The sequence below is a fragment of the Ignavibacteria bacterium genome, assembly GCA_016873845.1.
Lineage (GTDB): Bacteria > Bacteroidota > Ignavibacteria > Ch128b > Ch128b > JAHJVF01.
Map to the genome: position 1 here is coordinate 1 of VGVX01000046.1, position 21,856 is coordinate 21,856.

The 21,856-nt window shown below is 35.5% G+C and carries 17 protein-coding genes; 14 read left to right on the forward strand and 3 right to left on the reverse strand.

Annotated elements, in window-relative coordinates; all coding sequences use genetic code 11:
- Positions 1 to 808 (forward strand): T9SS type A sorting domain-containing protein (locus FJ213_09115; GenBank protein ID MBM4176316.1); only part of this gene is annotated, 808 nt, incomplete at its 5' end.
- A gap of 175 nt (positions 809 to 983) precedes the next feature.
- On the opposite strand, the gene FJ213_09120 is transcribed toward FJ213_09115, so the two are convergent.
- On the reverse strand, positions 984 to 1,280 hold the full coding sequence (locus tag FJ213_09120; GenBank protein ID MBM4176317.1) for a GYD domain-containing protein: 297 nt from the start codon (positions 1,278 to 1,280) through the stop codon (positions 984 to 986).
- Between the two features lie 190 nt (positions 1,281 to 1,470).
- On the opposite strand from FJ213_09120, the gene greA reads away from it, so the two are divergent.
- From greA to FJ213_09160, 8 genes are read left to right on the forward strand one after another with little or no spacing between them, the layout of a single operon-like run.
- Positions 1,471 to 1,944: a transcription elongation factor GreA gene (gene greA / locus FJ213_09125; GenBank protein ID MBM4176318.1), complete on the forward strand. Its 474-nt coding sequence runs from the start codon at positions 1,471 to 1,473 to the stop codon at positions 1,942 to 1,944.
- Between the two features lie 23 nt (positions 1,945 to 1,967).
- Complete coding sequence (ribD, locus tag FJ213_09130) at positions 1,968 to 3,065, forward strand: bifunctional diaminohydroxyphosphoribosylaminopyrimidine deaminase/5-amino-6-(5-phosphoribosylamino)uracil reductase RibD (protein MBM4176319.1); 1,098 nt, start codon at positions 1,968 to 1,970, stop codon at positions 3,063 to 3,065.
- 16 nt (positions 3,066 to 3,081) lie between these two features.
- Positions 3,082 to 3,969 carry a serine hydrolase gene (locus FJ213_09135; protein MBM4176320.1) on the forward strand — a complete coding sequence of 296 codons (888 nt, stop codon included), beginning with the start codon at positions 3,082 to 3,084 and terminating at the stop codon, positions 3,967 to 3,969.
- On the forward strand, positions 3,966 to 5,336 hold the full coding sequence (tilS, locus tag FJ213_09140; protein ID MBM4176321.1) for a tRNA lysidine(34) synthetase TilS: 1,371 nt from the start codon (positions 3,966 to 3,968) through the stop codon (positions 5,334 to 5,336). The genes FJ213_09135 and tilS overlap by 4 nt, the downstream gene beginning before the upstream one ends.
- Complete coding sequence (gene hpt, locus FJ213_09145) at positions 5,323 to 5,880, forward strand: hypoxanthine phosphoribosyltransferase (GenBank protein ID MBM4176322.1); 558 nt, start codon at positions 5,323 to 5,325, stop codon at positions 5,878 to 5,880. The genes tilS and hpt overlap by 14 nt, the downstream gene beginning before the upstream one ends.
- Before the next feature lie 11 nt (positions 5,881 to 5,891).
- Complete coding sequence (locus tag FJ213_09150; GenBank protein ID MBM4176323.1) at positions 5,892 to 7,988, forward strand: ATP-dependent metallopeptidase FtsH/Yme1/Tma family protein; 2,097 nt, start codon at positions 5,892 to 5,894, stop codon at positions 7,986 to 7,988.
- A gap of 12 nt (positions 7,989 to 8,000) precedes the next feature.
- Positions 8,001 to 8,654, forward strand: a complete 654-nt coding sequence (locus FJ213_09155) for a dolichol kinase (GenBank protein MBM4176324.1) — start codon at positions 8,001 to 8,003, stop codon at positions 8,652 to 8,654.
- Positions 8,635 to 9,762, forward strand: coding sequence for a DUF4837 family protein (locus FJ213_09160; protein ID MBM4176325.1), 1,128 nt, complete (start codon positions 8,635 to 8,637; stop codon positions 9,760 to 9,762). Before FJ213_09155 ends, FJ213_09160 begins: the two co-directional genes overlap by 20 nt.
- Positions 9,763 to 9,935: 173 nt before the next feature.
- Here the strand turns inward: FJ213_09160 and FJ213_09165 are convergent, their stop codons facing one another.
- Together FJ213_09165 and FJ213_09170 are read right to left on the reverse strand one after the other, a co-directional pair.
- Positions 9,936 to 11,894 carry a DUF2723 domain-containing protein gene (locus FJ213_09165; protein MBM4176326.1) on the reverse strand — a complete coding sequence of 653 codons (1,959 nt, stop codon included), beginning with the start codon at positions 11,892 to 11,894 and terminating at the stop codon, positions 9,936 to 9,938.
- A complete protein-coding gene (locus FJ213_09170) occupies positions 11,857 to 14,661 on the reverse strand; it encodes a hypothetical protein (GenBank protein ID MBM4176327.1) in 2,805 nt (934 codons plus the stop codon). Before FJ213_09170 ends, FJ213_09165 begins: the two co-directional genes overlap by 38 nt.
- A 161-nt stretch (positions 14,662 to 14,822) precedes the next feature.
- On the opposite strand from FJ213_09170, the gene secA reads away from it, so the two are divergent.
- The 5 genes from secA to FJ213_09195 all read left to right on the forward strand — a co-directional run.
- A complete protein-coding gene (gene secA / locus FJ213_09175; GenBank protein ID MBM4176328.1) occupies positions 14,823 to 17,879 on the forward strand; it encodes a preprotein translocase subunit SecA in 3,057 nt (1,018 codons plus the stop codon).
- An 85-nt stretch (positions 17,880 to 17,964) separates the two neighbouring features.
- Positions 17,965 to 18,303: a P-II family nitrogen regulator gene (locus FJ213_09180; GenBank protein ID MBM4176329.1), complete on the forward strand. Its 339-nt coding sequence runs from the start codon at positions 17,965 to 17,967 to the stop codon at positions 18,301 to 18,303.
- A 184-nt stretch (positions 18,304 to 18,487) separates the two neighbouring features.
- Positions 18,488 to 20,656 (forward strand): tetratricopeptide repeat protein, encoded by a 2,169-nt coding sequence (locus FJ213_09185; GenBank protein ID MBM4176330.1) that lies wholly within the window; start codon positions 18,488 to 18,490, stop codon positions 20,654 to 20,656.
- Between the two features lie 119 nt (positions 20,657 to 20,775).
- The gene (locus FJ213_09190; protein ID MBM4176331.1) at positions 20,776 to 21,396 is read left to right on the forward strand and encodes a monofunctional biosynthetic peptidoglycan transglycosylase; all 621 of its coding nucleotides are present in this window, start codon (positions 20,776 to 20,778) and stop codon (positions 21,394 to 21,396) included.
- Positions 21,397 to 21,402: 6 nt separating this feature from the next.
- The coding region (locus FJ213_09195) for an ATP-binding protein (GenBank protein MBM4176332.1) at positions 21,403 to 21,856 on the forward strand (454 nt) is incomplete at its 3' end.

The following is a 21,856-nucleotide window of genomic DNA, read 5'->3' on the forward strand; positions in this document are numbered from 1 at the left end:
GATTTACACCGGAAATAATCTCGATACTGCGTATAATTATTTGGGACAAAACTTTGGTCTGAAAAAATTTGCTGGATACAAAAACATTTCTCCAAATTCATTCGTGCATTATATGAGTTCGCACCCAACCCAAGGTGATCCAGGTACTAGATTTCAAGCTAGAAATTATATGCATGGATTTAACAGAGATGGACAAATAGTCAATCCGTGCACTTTTCCATACGGCAGCGTCTTAGGCGGGGTGAATTGTGCATTGGTTAATCCTCGATTCATGTACTCAGGGGATCCAGTTACAAATTTTGGATGGATAAATAATTCTCCAACAGATAATAGATATATGTTCAATACAGGTCCATTTTCACTTGAACTCAACAAACCGATTGATATCATTGTCGCTTATATTGTTGGAAGAGGAACAAATGCAATAAATTCGGTTCACATTGGTAGATGGTTTGTACAAAATGCATTTGATGAATATCGCAGTAATTTTGGAACAACCACTGGAATTGAAGACGAAGATAATACAGCCACTATTCCAAATGAATTCAAGCTATTTCAAAACTATCCGAATCCGTTTAATCCGAGTACAGTTATCAGCTTTCAGCTCTCAGCTTTCAGCCATGTAACGTTGAAAGTTTATGATATACTGGGGAGAGAAGTCGCAACATTGGTTAATGAAGAACTTGATACTGGCATACATCATTCTCCATTCTCAATTTTCAATTCTCAATTGCCCAGCGGGATTTATTTCTATCAGCTTCGTGCTGGTGAATATGTTGAGACAAAAAAAATGATCATTATAAAATGAGATTAAATCAAACCTGAAAGTTTTAATCTAATTCTCAGAAACCTTCAGGTTTAATCCGCCTTAGCGTTTCGCTTCGGCGGACGAGTTGGTAGGGCTAAATTCCCCGCCGCTCAAGGCGCAAACAAAATATTGTTATCCGAAATGATACCCTGCTGCTTAAGGCACGGAGGTTCATTTATATTTCTTTCGCTAATTCCAAAAATCTTTTATATGGAATGGCGACAAGACTTTCAGCATTAAAAGCTCCATTAGATAGACTGATCATAGAAACTTTTGCAGCCGTTTCTTCATCAGGGGCTTCGTAAATATCAAGGAAGTCGTAATTTCCCAAAAGTGCATAATGAGCAATGAATTTAACTTCCGGACATTTCTCCTTGACCTGATCGAGCCATTCTCTGCCAATTTTGGCTCTATCTTTCATATGTTTAGAAATTTCCGGGGAAAGTTTGGTCATTAGAATGAATGTTTTCATTTTGTTCTCCTCTAATTTATAACCGCTTTGATAATATAATAGATAATAAAATAAGATGGAAATTATTTACTGAATTACGCAAAACCTTGACTTCATTGGCGATTTTTTATAAGTTTGCATCAGATTTAGCCATTTCCCTATGTGTGGAAGTGGCTAATTTTTTTTATCAATTAGTAATTTTAGGTTTCGTATGGGAGAATTAGTTTATCTAACGAGAGAACGGCTTCTTGAAATTGAACAAGAAGTCAATAAATTAAAGACTGATGGCAGGCGTGAGATCGCACAGAAAATTGCTGATGCACGGTCACATGGGGATTTATCAGAAAATGCTGAATATGATGCAGCAAAAGAAGAGCAGGGTTTAATGGAACTAAAAATAGTCAAACTTGAAGGAGTTCTTTCGCGTGCTCAAGTGATTGATACATCGAATCTAGCAACAGACGAAGTACGAATCCTTACAAAAATAAAAGTGAAGAATAAAAAAACCGGTAAAACACATGCTTATCATTTAGTATCTCCAGAAGAAGCCGATTACGATAATGGGAAACTATCTGTAACTTCACCGATCGGAAAAGAATTGTTGGGTAAAAAACTCGGCGAAGTTGTAAAAGTAAACGTTCCAGCCGGAATAATGGAATTCGAAGTTTTAGAAATCTCAAAATAATTTTAATAAAGCCATCGAATCGAATGGCATTACCAAAAGAATTTATCAGTATATGTTTTAACGAAGCTCTTAAAGGTAAAGGGAGAGTCTCTCCAAATCCTTTATCGGGAGCTGTTATTGTTAAAAATGGAAATATCATTTCAAAAGGATTTCATAAATCATTCGGAAGTCCACATGCAGAAATTTCCGCGCTAAAGAAAGCAGGGAGCAAAGCAAAGAATTCAACATTGTATTTAACTCTTGAGCCATGTACACATTTCGGAAAAACTCCTCCTTGTGCAGATGAAATAATAAAATCGGGAGTGAAAAAAGTTGTTGTCTCGATGCTTGATCCGAATCCTATGTTTGAGGGGAAGGGTATAAGCAAACTTCGTAATCATGGCATTCAAGTTGAAACGGGAATTTTGAAGGATGAAGCTGAAGAACTAAATAAATTCGCAATGAAATATAATCAATCGAATATACCTTATGTTACATTGAGAATTATCCGTTCATTGGATGACGCGCTTACCTGCAGTTCGAAAGGAAAGAACAAATGGATATGCCAAGAGACGAAGAATTTCATTTATGAATTGAGAAATGAATACGATGCAGTTCTCATTGGGAGAAATCTTGCAAGAATTGAAAATCCTTCTCTGAAAGTGAAAAATTCAAAGCAAAGGCAGCCATATAGGATTGTACTTGATACAAATTTGAGTCTTCCGACAAACCTTCGATTGTTTCGCGATGAGCAGAGAGAACTTACAATAATTATTGCAGGCAGTCACATGGAGGGAAGTAAAAAGGGAGATTCTCTTGAAAAGAGAGGAACTCGAGTTATTTATGCGAAGAGGAATCCTCATCAATCTCTAAATCTTGATTCAGTTTTAGCTGAACTTGGCAGGATAAATTTATCCTCATTATTGGTTGAAGGGGGGAGACAGATCTTTTCTTCATTTATCAGGCAAAATCTTTTCGATGAATTAAATAATATTTTAGTCCCAAAGTTTGTTGGAAATGGATTTGGATCCGCCTTCACACTAGGAAATTTTAATGATACAAGGAAGAATGGATTGAAATTCTGTAAAACAGAAAAACTTGGAGACGATCTATTACTGGTTTTCAAAAATGAAAATTTGTAGCTCACAAATCATAGCGATGTTTTTTTTATCAATTAATATTCTTCAAGGTCAGAACATGAAGGCCAATTTATCTGAGCTTAAGAAAGATATTCTTAATGAATTCAACTCGATAGAAGGAAAGTTTGCACTTGCATTTCAAGAAGTTAGAAATCCATCAAATGCAATCATGATAAATCCTCATGAAAATTTCCACGCAGCAAGCACGATGAAAACTCCTATAATGATGGAAGTTTATAAACAAGCTCGCGATAGAAAATTTCAATTAACCGATTCAATTCTCATAAAAAATGAATTTCACAGTATTGTCGACAGTTCGATTTATCAGATGGAATTAGCCGATGATGGCGGCGAGGAACTTTACAAATTCATAGGTCAAAAAAGAACTATCTATCAGCTTGTTTATGATATGATTACAGTAAGCAGCAATCTTGCAACCAACATTTTAATAGAGTTGGTATGCGCGCCAAATGTAACAAACTCTATGCAGCAGATCGGTGCAGATAAAATAAATGTTCTTCGCGGAGTTGAAGATATTAAAGCTTATAATTTAGGATTGAACAATACAACAACAGCAAATGATCTTTTGATTATTTATAATGCAATCGCTGAGGGAACTTGGATTGATCCTAAAATTTGTGAAGAAATAATTACTGTTTTGCTAGACCAAAAGTTCAAAACTAAAATTCCAAAACTTTTGCCGGAAGACGTTATGGTTGCTCACAAAACAGGGAGTATCAGTAATGTTGAGCACGACAGCGGAATTGTCTTTTTGCCGGATGGGAGAAAATATATTCTTGTCATTCTTTCAAAGGAACTTAGTGACGTTAAGATGGGAAGTGATGTTATCGCTGAAGTTTCAAGAATGATTTATGATTACATGATTAATATTAAGAGTGCGAATTGAAAAGCTTGATCGAAAAAGTAAAGAAGTTCATTGATAAAAATGGATTGGTTGAAAACGGAGATACTATTCTTGTCGCTTTAAGCGGCGGGCCGGATTCAGTTGCGATGCTTCTTATACTTAATCAGCTTAGAAAAAAATATGATCTCAAGATTTCTGCTGCACATCTTAATCATTCGCTGCGTGGAAAAGATTCGGATGAGGATGAAAAGTTTGTTAAAAGATTGTGCAAGACACTTCAGATTGAGCTACACACATCAAAGGTTAATGTGAAATTCTATTCGAAAGCAAAAAAAATTGGGATTGAGGAAGCTTCACGGGAATTACGCTATGAATTTCTGAATAGAATTAGTAAAGAAACTAAAGCGAGTAAGATCGCAACTGCTCATACTGCGGACGATAATATTGAAACGGTTCTTTTGAATATCGTCCGCGGGACAGGATTAAAAGGGATTGCCGGTATTCCATTAAGACGCAATAAAATAATCAGGCCCATACTTTGCTTGAGTAAGGAAGAGATTTTAAAATATTTGGATGAAGTTGATGCAAAATTTCGAATTGACAATACAAATAAAGAAAATATTTTCAGGCGTAATATCATTAGGAACAAAGTCGTTTCAGTTTTAAAAGAAATTAATCCAAATCTTCCAGAAACTTTGTTACGATTTTCACATCTTATTCGTCAGTATGAAAAATATTTTGATTCTCATACAAAACAAATGCAAGGATTTATCACTGAATCGGGCGATTCAATCGTTCTTGATATTTCTAAACGGATAGACTATTTTGAAACAATAATGATGCACCTTCTGGTTCAGAGAATTGAGCAAAAATTTGATATTCAGCCAACTTTTAGCGAGCTGGAAAGAGTGATGCTTCTTAAAACTCAATCTAAAGGTACTACAATAGAAATGTCCGGTGGATTGAAAGCAGTTCGAGAAGAAAGGTCTATCGTTATCAAAAAATCTAATGGTCCTTCATTTGATGGAAAAACCTTACATATTGGTAAACGATTAAGTGGAACATATTTTTCGTTCGATACTAAACTGAGTGAGGAAAAACATCTTCTTAATCAAGACCGCTTTTCCGAAGTGATTGATTTTAGTAAAGTAAAACACGGACTTTTTCTTCGAAAATGGAAAATGGGTGATAAAATTCAGCCCTTAGGCATGAAAGGAATGAAAAAGGTAAGCGACCTGTTGACTAATAGCAAAATACTCCACTCGGTCAGAAAAAACATTTTGGTTTTATGCGATGGCAGTGAAATTATTTGGGTTTGCGGAGTGAGGCTTTCTGATAAATATAAAATTTCAAAATCCACAAGGAAATTTTTACATACAAAAATAAGGTACGAGTTTGAGTTACAATAGTGATAAAATCCATATTGATGGAGATGTGTTTGAAGTTCTTCTCAGTGAAGAAAAAATAGGCAGCAGAGTTGCCGAACTCGGTAAACAGTTGAGTAAAGACTATAAAGATAGTCTCCCGATATTCATCGGCGTCCTAAACGGATCGGTAATATTTTTTGCTGATTTAATTCGAAACATTTCTATCGATTGCGAAGTAGATTTTCTGAAACTTTCCAGTTACGGCGATGCCAAAATTTCAAGCGGAAAAGTTACCCTCTTGAAAGAATTGAACTGTCAAATTGAAAATAGAGACATTGTGATTGTTGAAGATATTGTGGATACTGGATTATCAATTGATTATATGAAGAAACTAATTGAGGATCATAATCCGCGTTCGATAAAAGTTGTTACATTGCTTCACAAGTCTGAAGCAACAAAATATAATGTTAAATTAGATTACATTGGTTTTATTATTCCAAATAAATTTGTGATCGGTTACGGACTCGACCATTCTCAGAAGTATCGTAACTTGAAATCAATATATGCTTTAATTAATGGTAAATAGGTTTTTATAGAATGAGTGAAGAACAAAAAAAACAAGACAATAAAAAAGAACAGAAAAATCTCTTTCAGAATAAAGGTAAGAAGCCGGAATTTAAAAAAGGAAATGAGAACTTTGACTGGTCAAAAATTCTAAGACTCGTTTTCGGATGGGGCGGAGTAATTGTTGCAGCGATCATAGTGATGCAAATGTTTCGCTCCAATGAAGTAAGCGAAGTTGAGATCAATTATCCAGAATATCTCAGACTTCTCAACGAAGATAAAATCGAAAGTGCAGTCATCTCAAAATCGGAGATCAACAATTACTACTTTCACGGTAAACTTAAAGAAGAAGAACTGCTGAAAGTCACTAAAGACCGGTCAGTTAAAAGTAAAAAGTTTATGGTGTTTATTCCTGAAGCTGGTTCAGTTGAGAATATTAATTTGTGGAAGGAAAAGAAAATAGATTTCACATTTGAAGAAAAAGATTCTTCATGGTGGACAGCCATTTTAACAATTCTTCCATGGATAATAATTTTTGGCGTGTGGATTTTAATTATGCGCCGCATGCAAGGAGGCGGCGGCGGATCTCGCGGGATTTTTAACTTCGGTAAAAGCCGTGCAAAGGTTTTTAATGAAAATATGCCGAAGGTTACTTTCAAAGATGTCGCTGGAGCGGATGAAGCAAAATACGAACTGCAGGAAATAATTGAATTTCTGAAGGAACCAAATAAATTTCAAGCGCTTGGCGGAAGAATACCGCGAGGCGTTTTGCTGCTTGGACCTCCTGGAACTGGAAAAACACTTCTTGCGCGCGCAGTTGCCGGTGAAGCTGGCGTTCCTTTCTTCTCGATCAGCGGTGCTGACTTTGTTGAAATGTTCGTAGGTGTCGGTGCAAGTCGTGTCAGAGATTTATTCGAACAAGGAAAGAAGAGTGCACCATGTTTAGTTTTCATCGATGAAATTGATGCAGTAGGTCGTCAGCGCGGTGCTGGTCTTGGCGGAGGCCATGATGAGCGCGAACAGACTTTAAACCAGTTATTGATCGAGATGGATGGATTTGAACAGAACAGTGGTGTAATAATTATCGCAGCTACGAATAGACCAGATATTTTAGATCCTGCTTTACTCAGACCTGGTCGATTCGATCGGCAAGTTGTCGTTGATCGACCTGATGTAAAGGGGAGAGAAGGCATTTTAAAAGTTCACACAAGAAAAATCCCTCTCGGACCGGATGTTGATGTTGCAGTTCTTGCAAAGGGAACTCCTGGATTGTCCGGTGCTGATCTTGCCAATCTGGTAAACGAAGCAGCACTGCTTGCCGCACGCAAAAGCAAAAAGCAAGTGGAGATGAACGATTTTGAAGAAGCAAAAGATAAAGTAATGATGGGAATGGAACGTAAGAGTCTCATCATTTCTGAAAAAGAAAAAGAAATGACAGCTTATCACGAGACTGGACACGTGCTTGTGGCAAAAATGATTCCGGAAGCCGATCCGGTTCACAAAGTTACTATCATTCCTCGCGGACGTGCACTTGGTGTAACTACTTATCTGCCAATTGATGAGAAACACACTTATTCGAAAGCGTATCTCGAAGCAATGATAACTTATGCACTTGGTGGCCGTGCGGCAGAACTTCTGATTTTTGATCAGCTTACAACAGGTGCAGGTAATGATATTGAACGTTCAACTCAGATTGCGAGAAAGATGGTTTGTGAATGGGGAATGAGTGAGAAATTAGGACCGCTTGCATATGGTTCGAGAGATGAAGAAGTTTTTCTAGGTAGGGAAATTACTCGTCACAAAGATTTTAGTGAGAAGACTGCGCAAAAAATTGATGAAGAAGTTTCAACGATCATCGAAAAATGTATGAAGCGGGCTGAAAAAACCTTAAAAGAAAATATTAATCATCTCCATAGGATCGCAAAATGTCTTCTCGATAGAGAAATACTTGATGGCGAAGAAATTGATAAGCTGCTAAAGGGCGAAGAATTGCCTCCGGTCGTTAAGAAAGAAAATAACGATACTGACGTTCCTGACCATGTGAAAAAGTTAATGGACTCACGCAATCCAAAAAGTGATGCAGCTGAATCAAAGCCAGTTGAAAAAAAAATTAAGGAGCCGAAGCAATAGGCAAATTTCTACATGAATGATTCTGCCGCAACGATTGATTATAAAAGCGAGATAATTCGGAAGCTCATCCATTTGATGTCGCTTTCGATGCCAATAATCTATTTCTATATTTCTAAAGAAACTGCATTATATATTTTAATTCCGCTGACACTCGCATTTTTAGTTGTTGATGTTATTCGATATTACAATCCGCATGTTGGAAGTCTTTTTTATACAATTTTCGGTTTCCTCTTAAGAAAACACGAACGTGATGAAAAGAAAAAACGACTTAATGGAGCAACAAATATTTTAATTTCTGCAATTATCTGTGTTTTAATTTTCCCGAAACTTTTATTTGTAACCGCATTTGCTGTCTTGATTGTATCAGATATTTCATCTGCTTTGATGGGAAGAAAATTCGGGAAGAAAAGATTTTTAGCTAAAAGTCTTGTTGGATTTAATGCATTCATCATTTCAGGGCTTATTGTAGTTCTATTTACTCCAAAAGTTGATTACTTAACCTCTGAATATTTTATCGGCTTTGTGGGAGTTTTTTTTGGAGGATTGGCAGAATCGTCCCACTTAAAAATTGATGACAACCTTTCCGTTCCGATTTCAATTGGTGTAGTTATGTGGATTCTATATGCGCTTCTTTTACCTTCAATAAATGTTTATCATTTTGGATAAGAATATGAAAAAAATTTTAATTGCATTTTTGTTAGTTACCGCTGCCTTTTCAATAAATATTTATTTGAGCGGATGCGAACCTCACTTAAAACCCGCAATTGGGAAGGAGGATGAAATTTTTGTCCTGGCTGATTCAACTCAGTGGGAACATTACTATGAGATTCTTTCGCCAATTTTCGAAAAGGAGATAATCACACCGCAGCCGGAAATGATGTTCAACTTGAAGCGAATTGACTTCAGTGAATTGAATAAGTTTAAAAACCGAAAAAATTTATTAATAGTCGCAACTCTTTCTAATGGAGATAAAGTCAGCGAATATGTGAAATCGATTCTAGATAGTGCATCGTATCAATTAGTTATAAGCGGGAATGAGTTTGCAGTTAAGAAAAAAGATGTCTGGTCGAAAGATCAAGTCTTGGTGATTATGGCTTCGAACACAATTGAAGAACTAAGAATAAGGGCATTTAAAAACAGCGATAACTTGCTCTATTATTTTCAAAAGGCATCTGATGATAGAGTGATGAATAATCTCTACAATCCAAAATACGAGCGTAAAGAACTTGAAGCGAAATATTTGAATGATTACGGCTGGATGCTTTACATTCAAGCAGACTTTGTTGAAGCAATAAATAATCCGAAAGAAAAGTTTGTATGGCTGAGACGCTCACCGGATACTGACATGGAGCGTTGGATGTTCGTTCATTGGATCGATTCTGTAAATGCCGATTTGCTTAACAATGAATTTATCGTCCAAACTCGTAATTCAGTTACACAAAAATTTTACAAAACAATGGATGATAAAGCTTTTGTAGAAATCGCACAGGAAAATATCTCACACAGCGAATTCAATTTGAATGGCAAATATGCGATTTTCTCTCAAGGACTTTGGCGAATGAATGATTTTAGTATGGGCGGTCCATTTGTGAACTACACATTTTATGATGAAGCAAATAAACGGATCTATATGCTTGATGGTTCAGTTTTTTCGCCGCGATACGAGAAAAAATCACTCATCCAACAAGTAGATGTTAATTTGAGAACATTCAGAACTAAAGCAGAACTTCCAAAGGAAAAGAAAAACGAACTCTTTGAATTGTTAGAGAAATAAAGTTTAACAAAAAGGAATGATATTTGAAAAGATTCCATCTCTTCACAATTCAATTTGTATACTAAAGAGATGGAATCTTTTACAGGTGATATTCCTTTATTAATAAAGAAGTGAAATTGACTACCAAGCAAATCGGATTAACTATCATCTTAGTCTTAGCCTCAGTCTTAGCCTTAATTTAACAATTCACTCAACTGATTCGGGATGTTAATTTTTGGATCAGCTTTTAAGGCGAGTTCAACATATTTTTTGGCATCGTTCAATTTCCCAAAATTCTTTTCATACAAAGCTCGATTGACATGAACAATTGCAGTCAAGTTTCTTAAAGTTGAAGTGTAGTAGCTGTCATCATCTTTAAAATTGATTTTGTAATCAGAATTTTCAATTGGATGATAATCCTTTGATGCAGTTACCTTAAAAAGAAATAAATCGGGGACAACAGTTAATGAATCTGGTAGTTTGAACTGTCCATTCCCCAGATCGTTTGTTACCATTTCTGAGGATAAGTAGATCGGATGGTGATTAATGTTCTTTGTAACAAAACCAGTCAGGATCATTTCAAAATATTTTTGAAGAAGTTGAGCGTCATACTTTTCGTTTCGTTCGAATTTCATTAACTCTGGAAGGAATGCTTCAATCTCATGTTTTGAATTTTCATAAATCTCAGGAAAGTTTCTTTTTATTTGATTAAAGTACCAAGTTCTTCGAACTAACTCTTTATCGATAACAGCGACATCTTTTCTAAAATTATCAACATGCTGCAAGTAATAAGATGGTGAGACAAAGAAATCCCAGAGATAAGAAATTACGATTGCATTCGGCTCGACACTTTCGAGTACACTCTTAGAATATTCTTCGAATTGAACATTATCTTTCTGATATACTTTTGTGAAATTGATAAATAACACAATGATCGGAATAACCAATAGCCATTTATGTTTTATTTTTATATTCGATTCGGAGAATTTGTCATGAACAAATTTCAAGCCGGCAAATACAAAAAATCCGCTTGCCGCATAAGCTAAAAGAAAATATGAATCTATATCTGCTATATCATAATTTATAGAGTAAAGGACGCAAGTGACAAATAAAACTGAAGCGAATAACAAAATCCTCCTATAATATTTTACTGTGAAAAGTCCGATTGCGGCAAATAACAAACCGACATATCCAAATTCACTCGGTAGATTTTCAAAAAAATACTTTAGCTGTTTTGATGCAGATTCGGTGGAGGAGAAAATCCACGATTGGTATTGCCAGCCCATAACATGACGTTTGAATCTTTCGAAGTCAATTGGATTCCCCCAATTGATTTCTGGATTAGCAGATGCGGAAATCGGTAAATAAAGATAAACGAAAAGCGCAGCGAAGAATGGAATGAGCAAAAATAAAATCCTTCGGATTGAATTTGAGTTGAATCCAAATTTCTGAAAATACATAACTGCAATTGCTGGTAAAATAAGTAATGTTGTCATGTGATTCGTAAAACTTAATCCCAGAAATATGGGAAAGAGAAGCCAATATTTATTTTTAAATAATTTCAATGTTGGTGTTGAATCAAGTTTAACTTCGGTATCGATAGCTTTGAGGAAAAAATAGATTGTTGGAATTATCAATGCTAGGTGCAGCGAATAAACTTCCACAGATGTACTCTGCATCCAAAATGTTTTTGAGAATGCGATGATAAGTCCTGCTGAAATTGAAAGGATTGAAATCAAATCAGAATCAATTTCACCCACGATAGGTTGTTTCCTCTTTTTACTTTTGGCTGATATTTTTGTGTAATTGAATTTACTGAAACATAAAATTAGCATCTTCACCAGGAGATAATAACCGATTGCAGTTAAAATCGATGCCATCAAATTCAGCGACATAATTTTCGGAAAAAAGAAAAATACTTTTGTGAAGATGAATCCGAGTATTGTAAATAACGGGTAGCCTGTCGGATGAGCTATGCCCAAAGTTGAAGCTGCAGCTGCAAGTTCACCCGAATCGAGATGAACTACACCATTTGCCATTGTTAAAAGATAAACACAGAAAACAAATAAGGTGCTTAATTCAACTGCAAATTTCGATAGAATGTTTTTCATAAAATTACTTGAATAAGATTTTACCCAACTTAATATTGTCATCCAGTATTTCTTCAATGAATGAAACGATTTTATCCTTACTGGACATTTTAAAATATTTTTGTACCAATATAATCTCTTCGCCAGAAAGTTTCAGTTGGCGTTTCTTTTTTCCGGAAGTTATTTGATAGAAGAAGACTAAGTCCCAAAGAAGTTTGTAATTTATTTTCAATCGATTTAGTACCTCACTTGAAATAATTTTTTTTCTTTTCATTTGTAAGAGTATTCCTTCAAATGAATTATTAGTTGAAATCACTTCTTTCGTGTGCAGCAGAACCAGATATTGAATTAGAAATTGCAGATCAACTATTCCTCCATTGTAAAGACTGAAATCAATTGTATTTGAATTAGGCATTACGGTAGCCGCTTTGAGTTTTTTGTGATTAATTCTAACTTCTGATAATAACTCATGATCTGAAAACCGTTTTAAACTATTATTTAAAATCAATTTAACTTTATTATATAACTTTTCACTTCCGTAAATCAGTTTTCCTTTAGTATAAGCTTGAAGTTCCCATATCCTCATTCTATTCATTGCATACTTTTCGAAATGATTAATTTCCCATCCAAGCTGCGAACTTCTACCTTCAGGCCTCAATCTTGAATCAATTTCAAAAAATTGTCTGTGTGAAAAATCTAACCGCATGGAGCTGAGTATTTCGACGAAATAATTCTGATTAATCCTTTTCTTGTCATCAGTTTCATCAAAAATAAAAATCAAATCTAAGTCAGAAAAAATTGTCAGTTCATTACATCCAAAACTTCCCATACCAATAACTACAAAAGTAGAAGGATGAAGATTTTTTTCTGAGAGTTTTTCAATCCTACAACAGATTGCTTTGAAGAAAAACTTTACAAGTAAATCTGCTGCTTCACCATGACGAATATTTTTAATAAGAAAATTAAATGCAAGATAAAACTCCAATAATTTCAACTCATGCAAATCGAATTTTTTGATCTGGATAGCATCATGAAGTGTTAAAAATAACTTTCCGCTTAAGACGAAATCGCGAAGCCCACTATCAGCACAAAGACGTTCGACAAGCATATCACTCAATTCGCAAATCGTAAGAACCGCTTCGCAAGATTTTTTTTGCTCTAAAAACTCATACCATAGTATCGGGAATTTAGATGAAGTAATTATCTTGAAAAGATTAGTTAGAGTCTTATCTGGTAATAGTGAGCTTCTTAAGTAATTGAAAAGATTGTGAGATATTTTATCAAACTCATCTGGATAGCTCATTGAGCTTATTGAATCATCGGTAATTGTGGCGCCACTTTTTAACTTACGAAGAATAGAAAGGGACGAGTTCAAATCATTGAACTTAATGGATGCAAATAGATCTTTCCGCTTTTTATCCGAACCGAATATTGAACCATAAAACTTGTTAACATTATTTCTATGTCTTTGTAACTTAGATTCAAATGCATTTTTGTTTTTTAAACCCAAAAAATGAATAAGGCTCTGAACAGATTCTTTATCATTTGGCAGTGTGTGACTTTGCTTATCATTCATCAACTGAAGATAGTTTTCAATTATTCTGAAGAACTTGTATGCGGAAGTTAGCTTCTTAAAATTTTGTAAAGAAATAAAATTCATTTCTGTCAGCTTTTCAATGGCACTGAGAGTGTTCGAAGTTCTAACTGTTGGATTGATGCCTCCATTCAATAGTTGCAAAGCCTGAACAGAAAATTCAATATCTCTTATTCCTCCCGGAAAATGTTTGATATTTTTTTCTTGGTCGTTAGATCCTGAATAACTTTCTTTGAATTTCTTAATTACTTCACGAGGTGATGTAAAGAGTGATCGTGGATAAACGAAGTTTTGGATACGCTCGTTAAATTTTAAGAATAAGTTCTCATCTCCGCCAATAAAATCAGACTTCAACAGCATTTGTCTCTCCCACTCTCTGCCGCGGGATTCATAGTAAAGCAGGTAGTAATCAAGACTTCTGCAGAGCGGTGAGTATTTTCCGTCTGGACGCAATCGGAAGTCCGTTCGAAACAAGTACCCTTCTTCACGCTGATTTGAGCAGATGTCAATAAATGTCTTAATTGCTAACTCAAATATTTCCGATGATGTTAATTTATTAGAAAGCGATATTTCTTTATCATAAAAAAACATTAGATCGACATCGGAACTATAATTCAGTTCATTTCCACCAAGTTTTCCGAGTGCAACTAATGAATAACTAGTCGGTAACTTTTTGATTTCAAACTTCTGAAGAGTTGAGTTTATAGCAATAGCAAGTGCGGAATTTAAAAGAACTCTCGAGAGCATTGAGTACTCAAACACAATTTTTGTGATATCAGCGATTCCTAATATATCTCGAAGTCCGATTTTCAAAAGAATTCTTCTTTTAAAACGGATGAGTGCGTTAACTTTTCTCTCGAAAGAAGTAAATGTTGAGATGACTTCTGAGAGTTCTTTGGTTAATTTATTATAGATTAAATCCTCATATAAAGTATTTGATGATAAGCACCAGCTCAAGTATTCAGGATTTCTTACAACGATATCAGTTAAATAATTGCTGAAAGATGCAGTTTTCAAAACTACATCAAAATAGATTTGAAAAGATTTTGTATCCTGCAAATAATTAGAAAAGTAGTAGTCAGATTCTATAATTCGTCTAAAGTTGTTTAAAATTCGAACGGAGAGATATTCCTCAGCAAATTCTTTTTCAATGAATTTTGTGAGTTCTTTCACTTTCCTTGGTGGTAAATTACCCCCAAGTTTATGATTGAGTATTTCTAACAGTTTCTTTTTCACCTATACAAATTTAGTAAATGAAATCGAATGGATGTAATTTGTTTGATCGTTCTTTTTTATGGAACTGAAACCTATTGGGATAGTCAAATGTAATAAGAAATTCAATTCATTGTTTTTCTAAATTGATTTAGTTAGTTTTATTAAAAGTTTTCAGAGGATAGATGCTCGATATTTTAAAGAAATTTTTCGGTGACAAACATCAAAAAGATATAAAAGCTTTAGAGCCAGTTGTGGCTGAGATAAATACGATTTACGAAGAATTGCGAAATTTAAGCGACGATGAACTTCGAGAAGAGACGAATAAGCTTCGAAATATAATTCAGGAAAAGACACTTGAGCTTAGAAATCAGGTTAAGTATCTATCGAATCAATTAAAAGAAGATCACTCGCTTGACGAAATACAAAAAATTTCAGATGAGCTGGAAAAAGCAAATGATGATTTAGATGAACTATACGAAGATGTTCTCGATGAAATCCTACCTCGTGCATTTGCAATTGTAAAAGATACCTGCCGCAGATTAGTAGGTGAATCTTGGGATGTAGTCGGAAGAAAAATAATTTGGGACATGATCCATTATGACGTTCAATTAATTGGCGGAATTGTTCTTCATCAAGGAAAAATTGCGGAAATGGCTACTGGCGAAGGAAAAACTCTTGTTGCAACTCTTCCTATGTTTTTAAATGCATTAACTGGGCGTGGATGCCATCTTATAACTGTCAACGATTATCTTGCACAGCGTGACAGCGAATGGATGGGAAAAATTTTTGAATTTCATGGAATAACAGTTGGAGTAATTCTAAACACCATGCCTCCTGAACAACGAAAAAAAATGTACCAATGCGATATTACATATGGAACGAACAATGAATTCGGATTCGACTATCTCCGTGATAACATGACTATTGACACTGAAGGAGTTGTTCAGAGAGTTCACAATTATGCTATCGTAGATGAAGTTGATTCAGTTTTAATCGATGAAGCTCGTACGCCATTAATTATCAGCGGGCCTGTTGAAAGTTCGGAACAAAAATTTTCGGAAATGAAACCAAGAATTGAAAGATTAGTCAGAGCTCAATCTAGTCTTGTCGCAAAAATAGTGATGGATGCCGAAAATATGCTTAATTCTGAACCGCCGGATGAGTTGAACGCAGGTATATTGATGCTTAGAGCACACCGCGGTTTTCCAAAGAATAAAAAATTAATGAAACTTTTCAGTGAGCCTTCAAACAAGAAGCTAATGCAGGAAACTGAGATTGAGTACTTGCGCGAACGTGAAAAACGGATGCATGAGATTGATGATGAACTATACTTTAGGATCGAAGAGAAAAATAATTCAATCGAGCTGACAGAAAAGGGACGGGAGTTTATTACTAGCATCAATGAAGATAAGGACTTCTTCGTACTTCCAGATTTAGGAACTGAAATCAGCAAGATGGAGAATAATCCTGAAATATCTGCTGAAGAATTGGTGTCGAAGAAAGATCAGCTTTATAAACTTTACGCAGAACGAAGTGATAGAATTCATACAGTAAATCAGTTGCTCCGGGCTTATGCTCTTTACGAAAAAGATGATGAATACGTTGTAAGTGACGATGGAAAAGTGATGATCGTTGATGAGTTCACTGGTCGGTTATTAGCAGGCAGGCGTTATTCTGATGGACTGCACCAAGCAATCGAGGCTAAAGAAAACGTTAAGGTTGAAAAAGATACTCAAACATTAGCAACGATAACTCTTCAAAATTATTTTCGTCTATATAAAAAATTAGCAGGAATGACTGGTACAGCAGAAACTGAAGCAGGTGAATTCTGGGAAATATACAAACTCGATGTAGTTGTTATACCAACAAATCGTGACTGCGTTAGAGATGACATTGACGATCTTATTTACCGCACTATCCGAGAAAAATACAATGCTTTGATGGATGAGGTCGAGGAATTAAGGAAACAAGGGAGGCCTGTATTGGTTGGAACAACAAGCGTTGAAGTATCTGAAACTATCAGCCGAATGCTGAAACGAAAAGGAATCCAGCATAATGTATTGAACGCAAAACAACATCAACGCGAAGCTGAAATTGTTGCCAACGCAGGCTTACGCAGTGCTATTACAATCGCAACAAACATGGCTGGAAGAGGAACCGATATTAAGTTAGGTCCAGGTGTAAAAGAATCAGGCGGGCTGGCAATTCTTGGTACTACTCGCCATGAAGCAAGACGAATTGACCGCCAGCTTAGAGGGCGTTCAGGAAGACAGGGTGATCCAGGTTCATCAAAATTTTATCTCTCGTTGGAGGATGATTTGATGCGTCTATTCGGCAGTGACAGAATTGCATCGATAATGGAGCGAATGGGTGTACAAGAAGGGGAAGTAATCACTCACGGAATGATTACTCGCTCTGTTGAGCGTGCGCAAAAAAAAGTTGAAGAAAACAATTTTGCAATTCGAAAACGATTGCTCGAATACGATAATGTGATGAATTCACAGCGAGAAGTGATTTACAGCCGTCGAAAACAAGCACTTCGCGGTGAAAGATTGAAAAGCAAAATTCTTGAAGATGTCCAAGAATACGTCACTGAGCTTGTGAACAGATTTTATGATTCAGCAGAAATCGATCCATTGAAAGAAGAACTTGTAAGAAATCTTTTAATTGATTTAAAAATTACTCCTCAAGAATTCCAAGACTTGGGTTCAGACGGATTATCCGAAAAAATTTATCAAGCTTCAGTTGAGTTCTATAAGAAAAAGGAGGAAATGCTCTCAACTGAGTTGATGGCTAATCTCGAAAGATTTGCCGTGCTCAGTGTCATTGATGAGAAATGGAAAGAACACCTGCGGGACATGGATGACTTGAAAGAAGGTATTGGACTTCGCGCTTACGGTCAGAAAGATCCATTAGTTGAATATAAAACTGAAGCATACAAGCTCTTTATTGAGATGCTTCAAACAATTCGAGACGAAACAATTAAAATTGTATTCAAGTGGTTCCCAGAAACTCCTGAACAAATGCAGCAAAGAAGAAGAGCAAGTGACCGAGTTGTTGTCTCACATGCCGCTACTGAAGGTATGGGATTAGCAGGCGATAGAGGCCCAGTTCACGGTGGTTCACCTGCAACGGCTGGGAAACCACAGCCAGTTAGCGTTGGAGAAAAAGTCGGAAGAAACAGTCCGTGTCCATGTGGAAGTGGAAAAAAATATAAACATTGTCACGGAGTTGAATAATTTTTTAGTGCTATTTTCTTTTAAAAAACTAAATTATAAATTGAAACTAAATTGAATATTAGAAATGCCAGCAGCATCGAGTAAAATGAAAAAAATTGAAGCTATCATCCGGCCGTTCAAATTGGATGATGTGAAAGAAGCTTTGCTCGAAGAAGGAATTCACGGCTTAACTATAACTGAGGTCCGCGGCTATGGCAGACAAAAAGGGCATACGGAAATTTATCGCGGAAGTGAATATAGAATCGAATTCGTACCAAAGATTAAAATTGAAATTGTAATACCTGAAAGTCGTGAAGAAATAGTAATCAATACTATTTTACGGGCTGCGAAAACCGGACAAGTTGGGGACGGAAAGATATTCGTATCTACTATTGAAGATGCCATCCGCATCAGAACTGAAGAATCAGGAAAGAATGCACTCTAAAAAAATGGGGAACTGATACCGAAAATTTTTACCACTTTATAATTTGAAATGCTAATTGGCTGAAAGATTCAAGTCAGGAAGAATTTTTTCTTAGCATTCAAATTTTTAACTTGCAACAAATAAAATGAATCTCATTGGCAGTGAAGTTATTGACTGACAAGCCAAATGAGTATAAAGTGTAAAAATGAAAAAGATATCTCAAAACGTTTTAATTTTTCTTCTTTCAATTGCTCTTAGTTCTTGCGCCGTTGGCGATTTTTTTGGCGGAGTCTTTGAAGATGTTACGACCTACTTTAATACCTACTATAACGCTCGGACTTCATTTAATGAAGCAATAGCGGAGGTGAACCAACAGCAAACTGAGCTTTTCTCGACGAAGCCATACGTTCCACCTGGCGGATCGGTCACTAAATTTGTAAATGTCATTGAAAAATGTTCAAAAATCCTTCAGTACAGCAGTACAAGTTCGTTCGTTGATAATGCTTTAATGATGATCGGACAATCATATTATTATCAGAAGGAATATCCAAGTGCAATCAGAAAATTTACAGAGCTACGGGATAATTTTCCGAACAGTTCATTGAATCTGAGTTCAAGATTGTGGCTGGCAAAATCTGTTTCCGCATCCAGAGATTATGAACAAGCAAGTAAACAATTTGAAGAGGTGATTACTGCTGCTTTAGAAGAAGATGAGGAAGAAATCGTAGCTGAATCATATCTCGAGTTGATGAAGCTAAATATTGCAAAGAATGAATATGAGAAAGTTATCTCTTTTGGGAATGAATTCATTAAGTATTCTGGTAACGATGAGAAATCAAGTCAAGTAATGCTTGAAATTGGTTTAACTTATGTTAAAATGAATAAAATCGAAGACGCAGTTAAATCTTTTGAAGATGTGGCTGATTTCTCGCCAAGTTATAAAACTTTATTCAAATCAGAACTCGAATATGCGAAACTTAATCGGTTACTCGGAAAATACAGCACTGGAATGAATGTACTCGACGATCTGAAATCAGAAACAATTTATGAAGAATTCTTTGATCAAGTCGATTTAGAAATTGGCATGAATTATTTGGCTCAGAATCTTACTGACGAAGCCCTGGAAAAATTTCACTATATAGATACTTCGTTCGCATCGAAAGAAAGCGGAGGTATAGCACAGTATCAGCTTGCAAACTATATCGAATCAAATCTTGCGAATCTTGATTCAGCAAAATATTACTATGACCGTGCATCTCGTTCACAAGCTCCACAGGAAATTGTTAAAGAAGCTGCAAAGAAAAGTTCTATTCTCACAAAACGTAAATCCATTTGGGATAATATTGACAATCTCACTGCACAAATAACTAATCTTCGGAAATTTCCGGAGGATACGGTAAAAACTATATACGATACATTTGAAGTTGATTCAACCATGTTAAATGATTCTGCATATGTTGCAGATCTCGTCGTCTTTATGAAAGAGAAAGAAGAAGCTGATAGTCTAAAAATGATTAAACTTTCGAAAGACTCAGTCAATTATATTAATAATTTAAAAAACGCAGACTCAATATCTATCGTCGTTGCGAAATTAAAATTTGACCTCGGCTCACTTTACTATTCAGAATTCGAGTGGCCCGATTCTGCATTAACTTATTTTTCTTTTGTTGTTGATTCATTCCCCAATCAACCATTTACTCAAAGAGCCCTGTATGCGTTGGGAAACTATCATGAAGTTTATGGCTCTAAAGAAACTTCAGATAGTTTATTCAGGGTAATATATGAGCGCTATCCCACAGACGAAATTGTAATTACTGTTGCAAAAAAATTGAAGCTTCCTCCGAAACCTTATCTGAAAGAGAAACCCGATGAGGTTTATTTTCAAGCTGAACTGCTTGCCAACAACAAAAAAAACATCGAAGCGATCCAGATGCTTTGGTATTTAATTCAGAATCATCCGAATTCGGATTACTGTCCAAAATCTTATTTGATGATTGGTCATATCTATGAAAATAATTTGAAAATGTATGATTCTGCAGCTTCTGTTTATCGTCAATTAAAGGAAAAATTTCCTTTCAGTCTTTATACCCAAAAAAGCAGTCAGAAGTTAATCGCATACGAAACTGAACAGCAAAGGATCGAACAAGAGAAAAAGGCTGAGGAGGAAAAAAAGCAAAAGGAACTAGAGGAAAAACAAAAAGCGGAAGAGGAAAAGAAGAAACAAGAAGCTGAGAAAAAAGCGAGAAGTTCCAAGCCGCAAAAACCTGACTCTATTTCAACTCTTAAAGACAGCGTAATTATTAAAACCGATTCTCTGAATATTAAATTAGACTCACTCGAAACTGAAAAAGATACCCTCGAATTTGAACGGTGATTAGTTTTAGGATTCAACAAAAGCTTGAACTGGAAGAAATCTTTGAACGGCTTTGTAACTCATTTCATTCGAAGCCTAAACTTAAATGTGCGGCTATATTCTTTTTCACGGTTCTTTACGTGGCAATACCTGGTTTTCACGTTCCAACACTTGAATTAATGTCTACACGAATTTCAGGCGTAATGGAACAAAGATTCTTACAGAACTATTTTATTTATTACCCTTCTCAAGATTGGGTTGATTATGATTTGTTTCCTCAATCAGCAAAACAAGGAGCTGTCGCAATGGAAGACGGCATGTTCATGCATCATAAGGGAATGGATTGGGTGAATTTAAATGCTTCTATGCGGGCGAATAAAAGGAGAGGAAAAATTGTCCGTGGTGGAAGTACAATCACAATGCAAGTTGCTAAGAACATCTACTTCACTACGTCAAGAAATTATTTCCGGAAAGCAAAAGAGATTCTTGTTGCAATGCGGATGGAAAAAGAAATTTCTAAAAAAGATATACTTGAACATTATTTGAATATTATTGAATTAGGACGGGGAATATTTGGTATAGGCAAGGCAGCAGATTACTACTACAATAGATATGCCGAAGAATTATCACGTGAGCAAGCAGCAAGATTAATCGCCGTAATTCCATCACCATTAAAAAATAAACCGACTGATAATAGAAGTCTTGTTCTCAGCCGAAAAAGTCGAGTGCTTGCTCGAATGTCCTCTGCCGAAATTCCTTAAACGAATATGACTGTTAAGGAAGCAAAAAAAATAATTAAAGAAGGCGAAAATTTTTATACTGAATTCAAAAGAAAATTCTCAACCCACGAAAAGATCGCAAAAGAAATAATTGCCTTTGCTAATTCGAACGGAGGGAAATTGTTCTTTGGAGTTGATGACGATGGTTCAATTGTTGGAGTTGAAAGTGAAAAAGAATCTGCATATTTGATTTCTCAGTCTGCGAGTGAATATTGTGAACCAGCAGTCGAACTGAGTATATCTGTAATTGAATTATATGGGAAAGATATAGTTATCGCCGAGATCCCTGAAAGTCAAGTAAAGCCGCACAGAATCCAAGATTATAAATCGCAAATCAATTACAATACTGCTAAAGTATTTATCAGAATGAACTCAAAGTGCGTTCAAGCGAGTAAGGAAATGATAAAGTTTCTTTATACCTCATACAGAGATTTTGAAGAAA

Bases quoted from the DNA above. Each gene is read 5' to 3' on its own strand.
- ribD (MBM4176319.1), top strand. From the start codon at position 1,968: ATGGCATTACCAAAAGAATTTATCAGTATATGTTTTAACGAAGCTCTT.
- FJ213_09150 (MBM4176323.1), top strand. From the start codon at position 5,892: ATGAGTGAAGAACAAAAAAAACAAGACAATAAAAAAGAACAGAAAAAT.
- FJ213_09180 (MBM4176329.1), top strand. From the start codon at position 17,965: ATGAAAAAAATTGAAGCTATCATCCGGCCGTTCAAATTGGATGATGTG.
- FJ213_09185 (MBM4176330.1), top strand. From the start codon at position 18,488: ATGAAAAAGATATCTCAAAACGTTTTAATTTTTCTTCTTTCAATTGCT.
- secA (MBM4176328.1), top strand. From the start codon at position 14,823: ATGCTCGATATTTTAAAGAAATTTTTCGGTGACAAACATCAAAAAGAT.
- FJ213_09120 (MBM4176317.1), bottom strand. From the start codon at position 1,280: ATGAAAACATTCATTCTAATGACCAAACTTTCCCCGGAAATTTCTAAA.
- FJ213_09165 (MBM4176326.1), bottom strand. From the start codon at position 11,894: ATGACAATATTAAGTTGGGTAAAATCTTATTCAAGTAATTTTATGAAA.
- FJ213_09135 (MBM4176320.1), top strand. From the start codon at position 3,082: ATGTTTTTTTTATCAATTAATATTCTTCAAGGTCAGAACATGAAGGCC.
- greA (MBM4176318.1), top strand. From the start codon at position 1,471: ATGGGAGAATTAGTTTATCTAACGAGAGAACGGCTTCTTGAAATTGAA.
- FJ213_09160 (MBM4176325.1), top strand. From the start codon at position 8,635: ATGTTTATCATTTTGGATAAGAATATGAAAAAAATTTTAATTGCATTT.
- FJ213_09155 (MBM4176324.1), top strand. From the start codon at position 8,001: ATGAATGATTCTGCCGCAACGATTGATTATAAAAGCGAGATAATTCGG.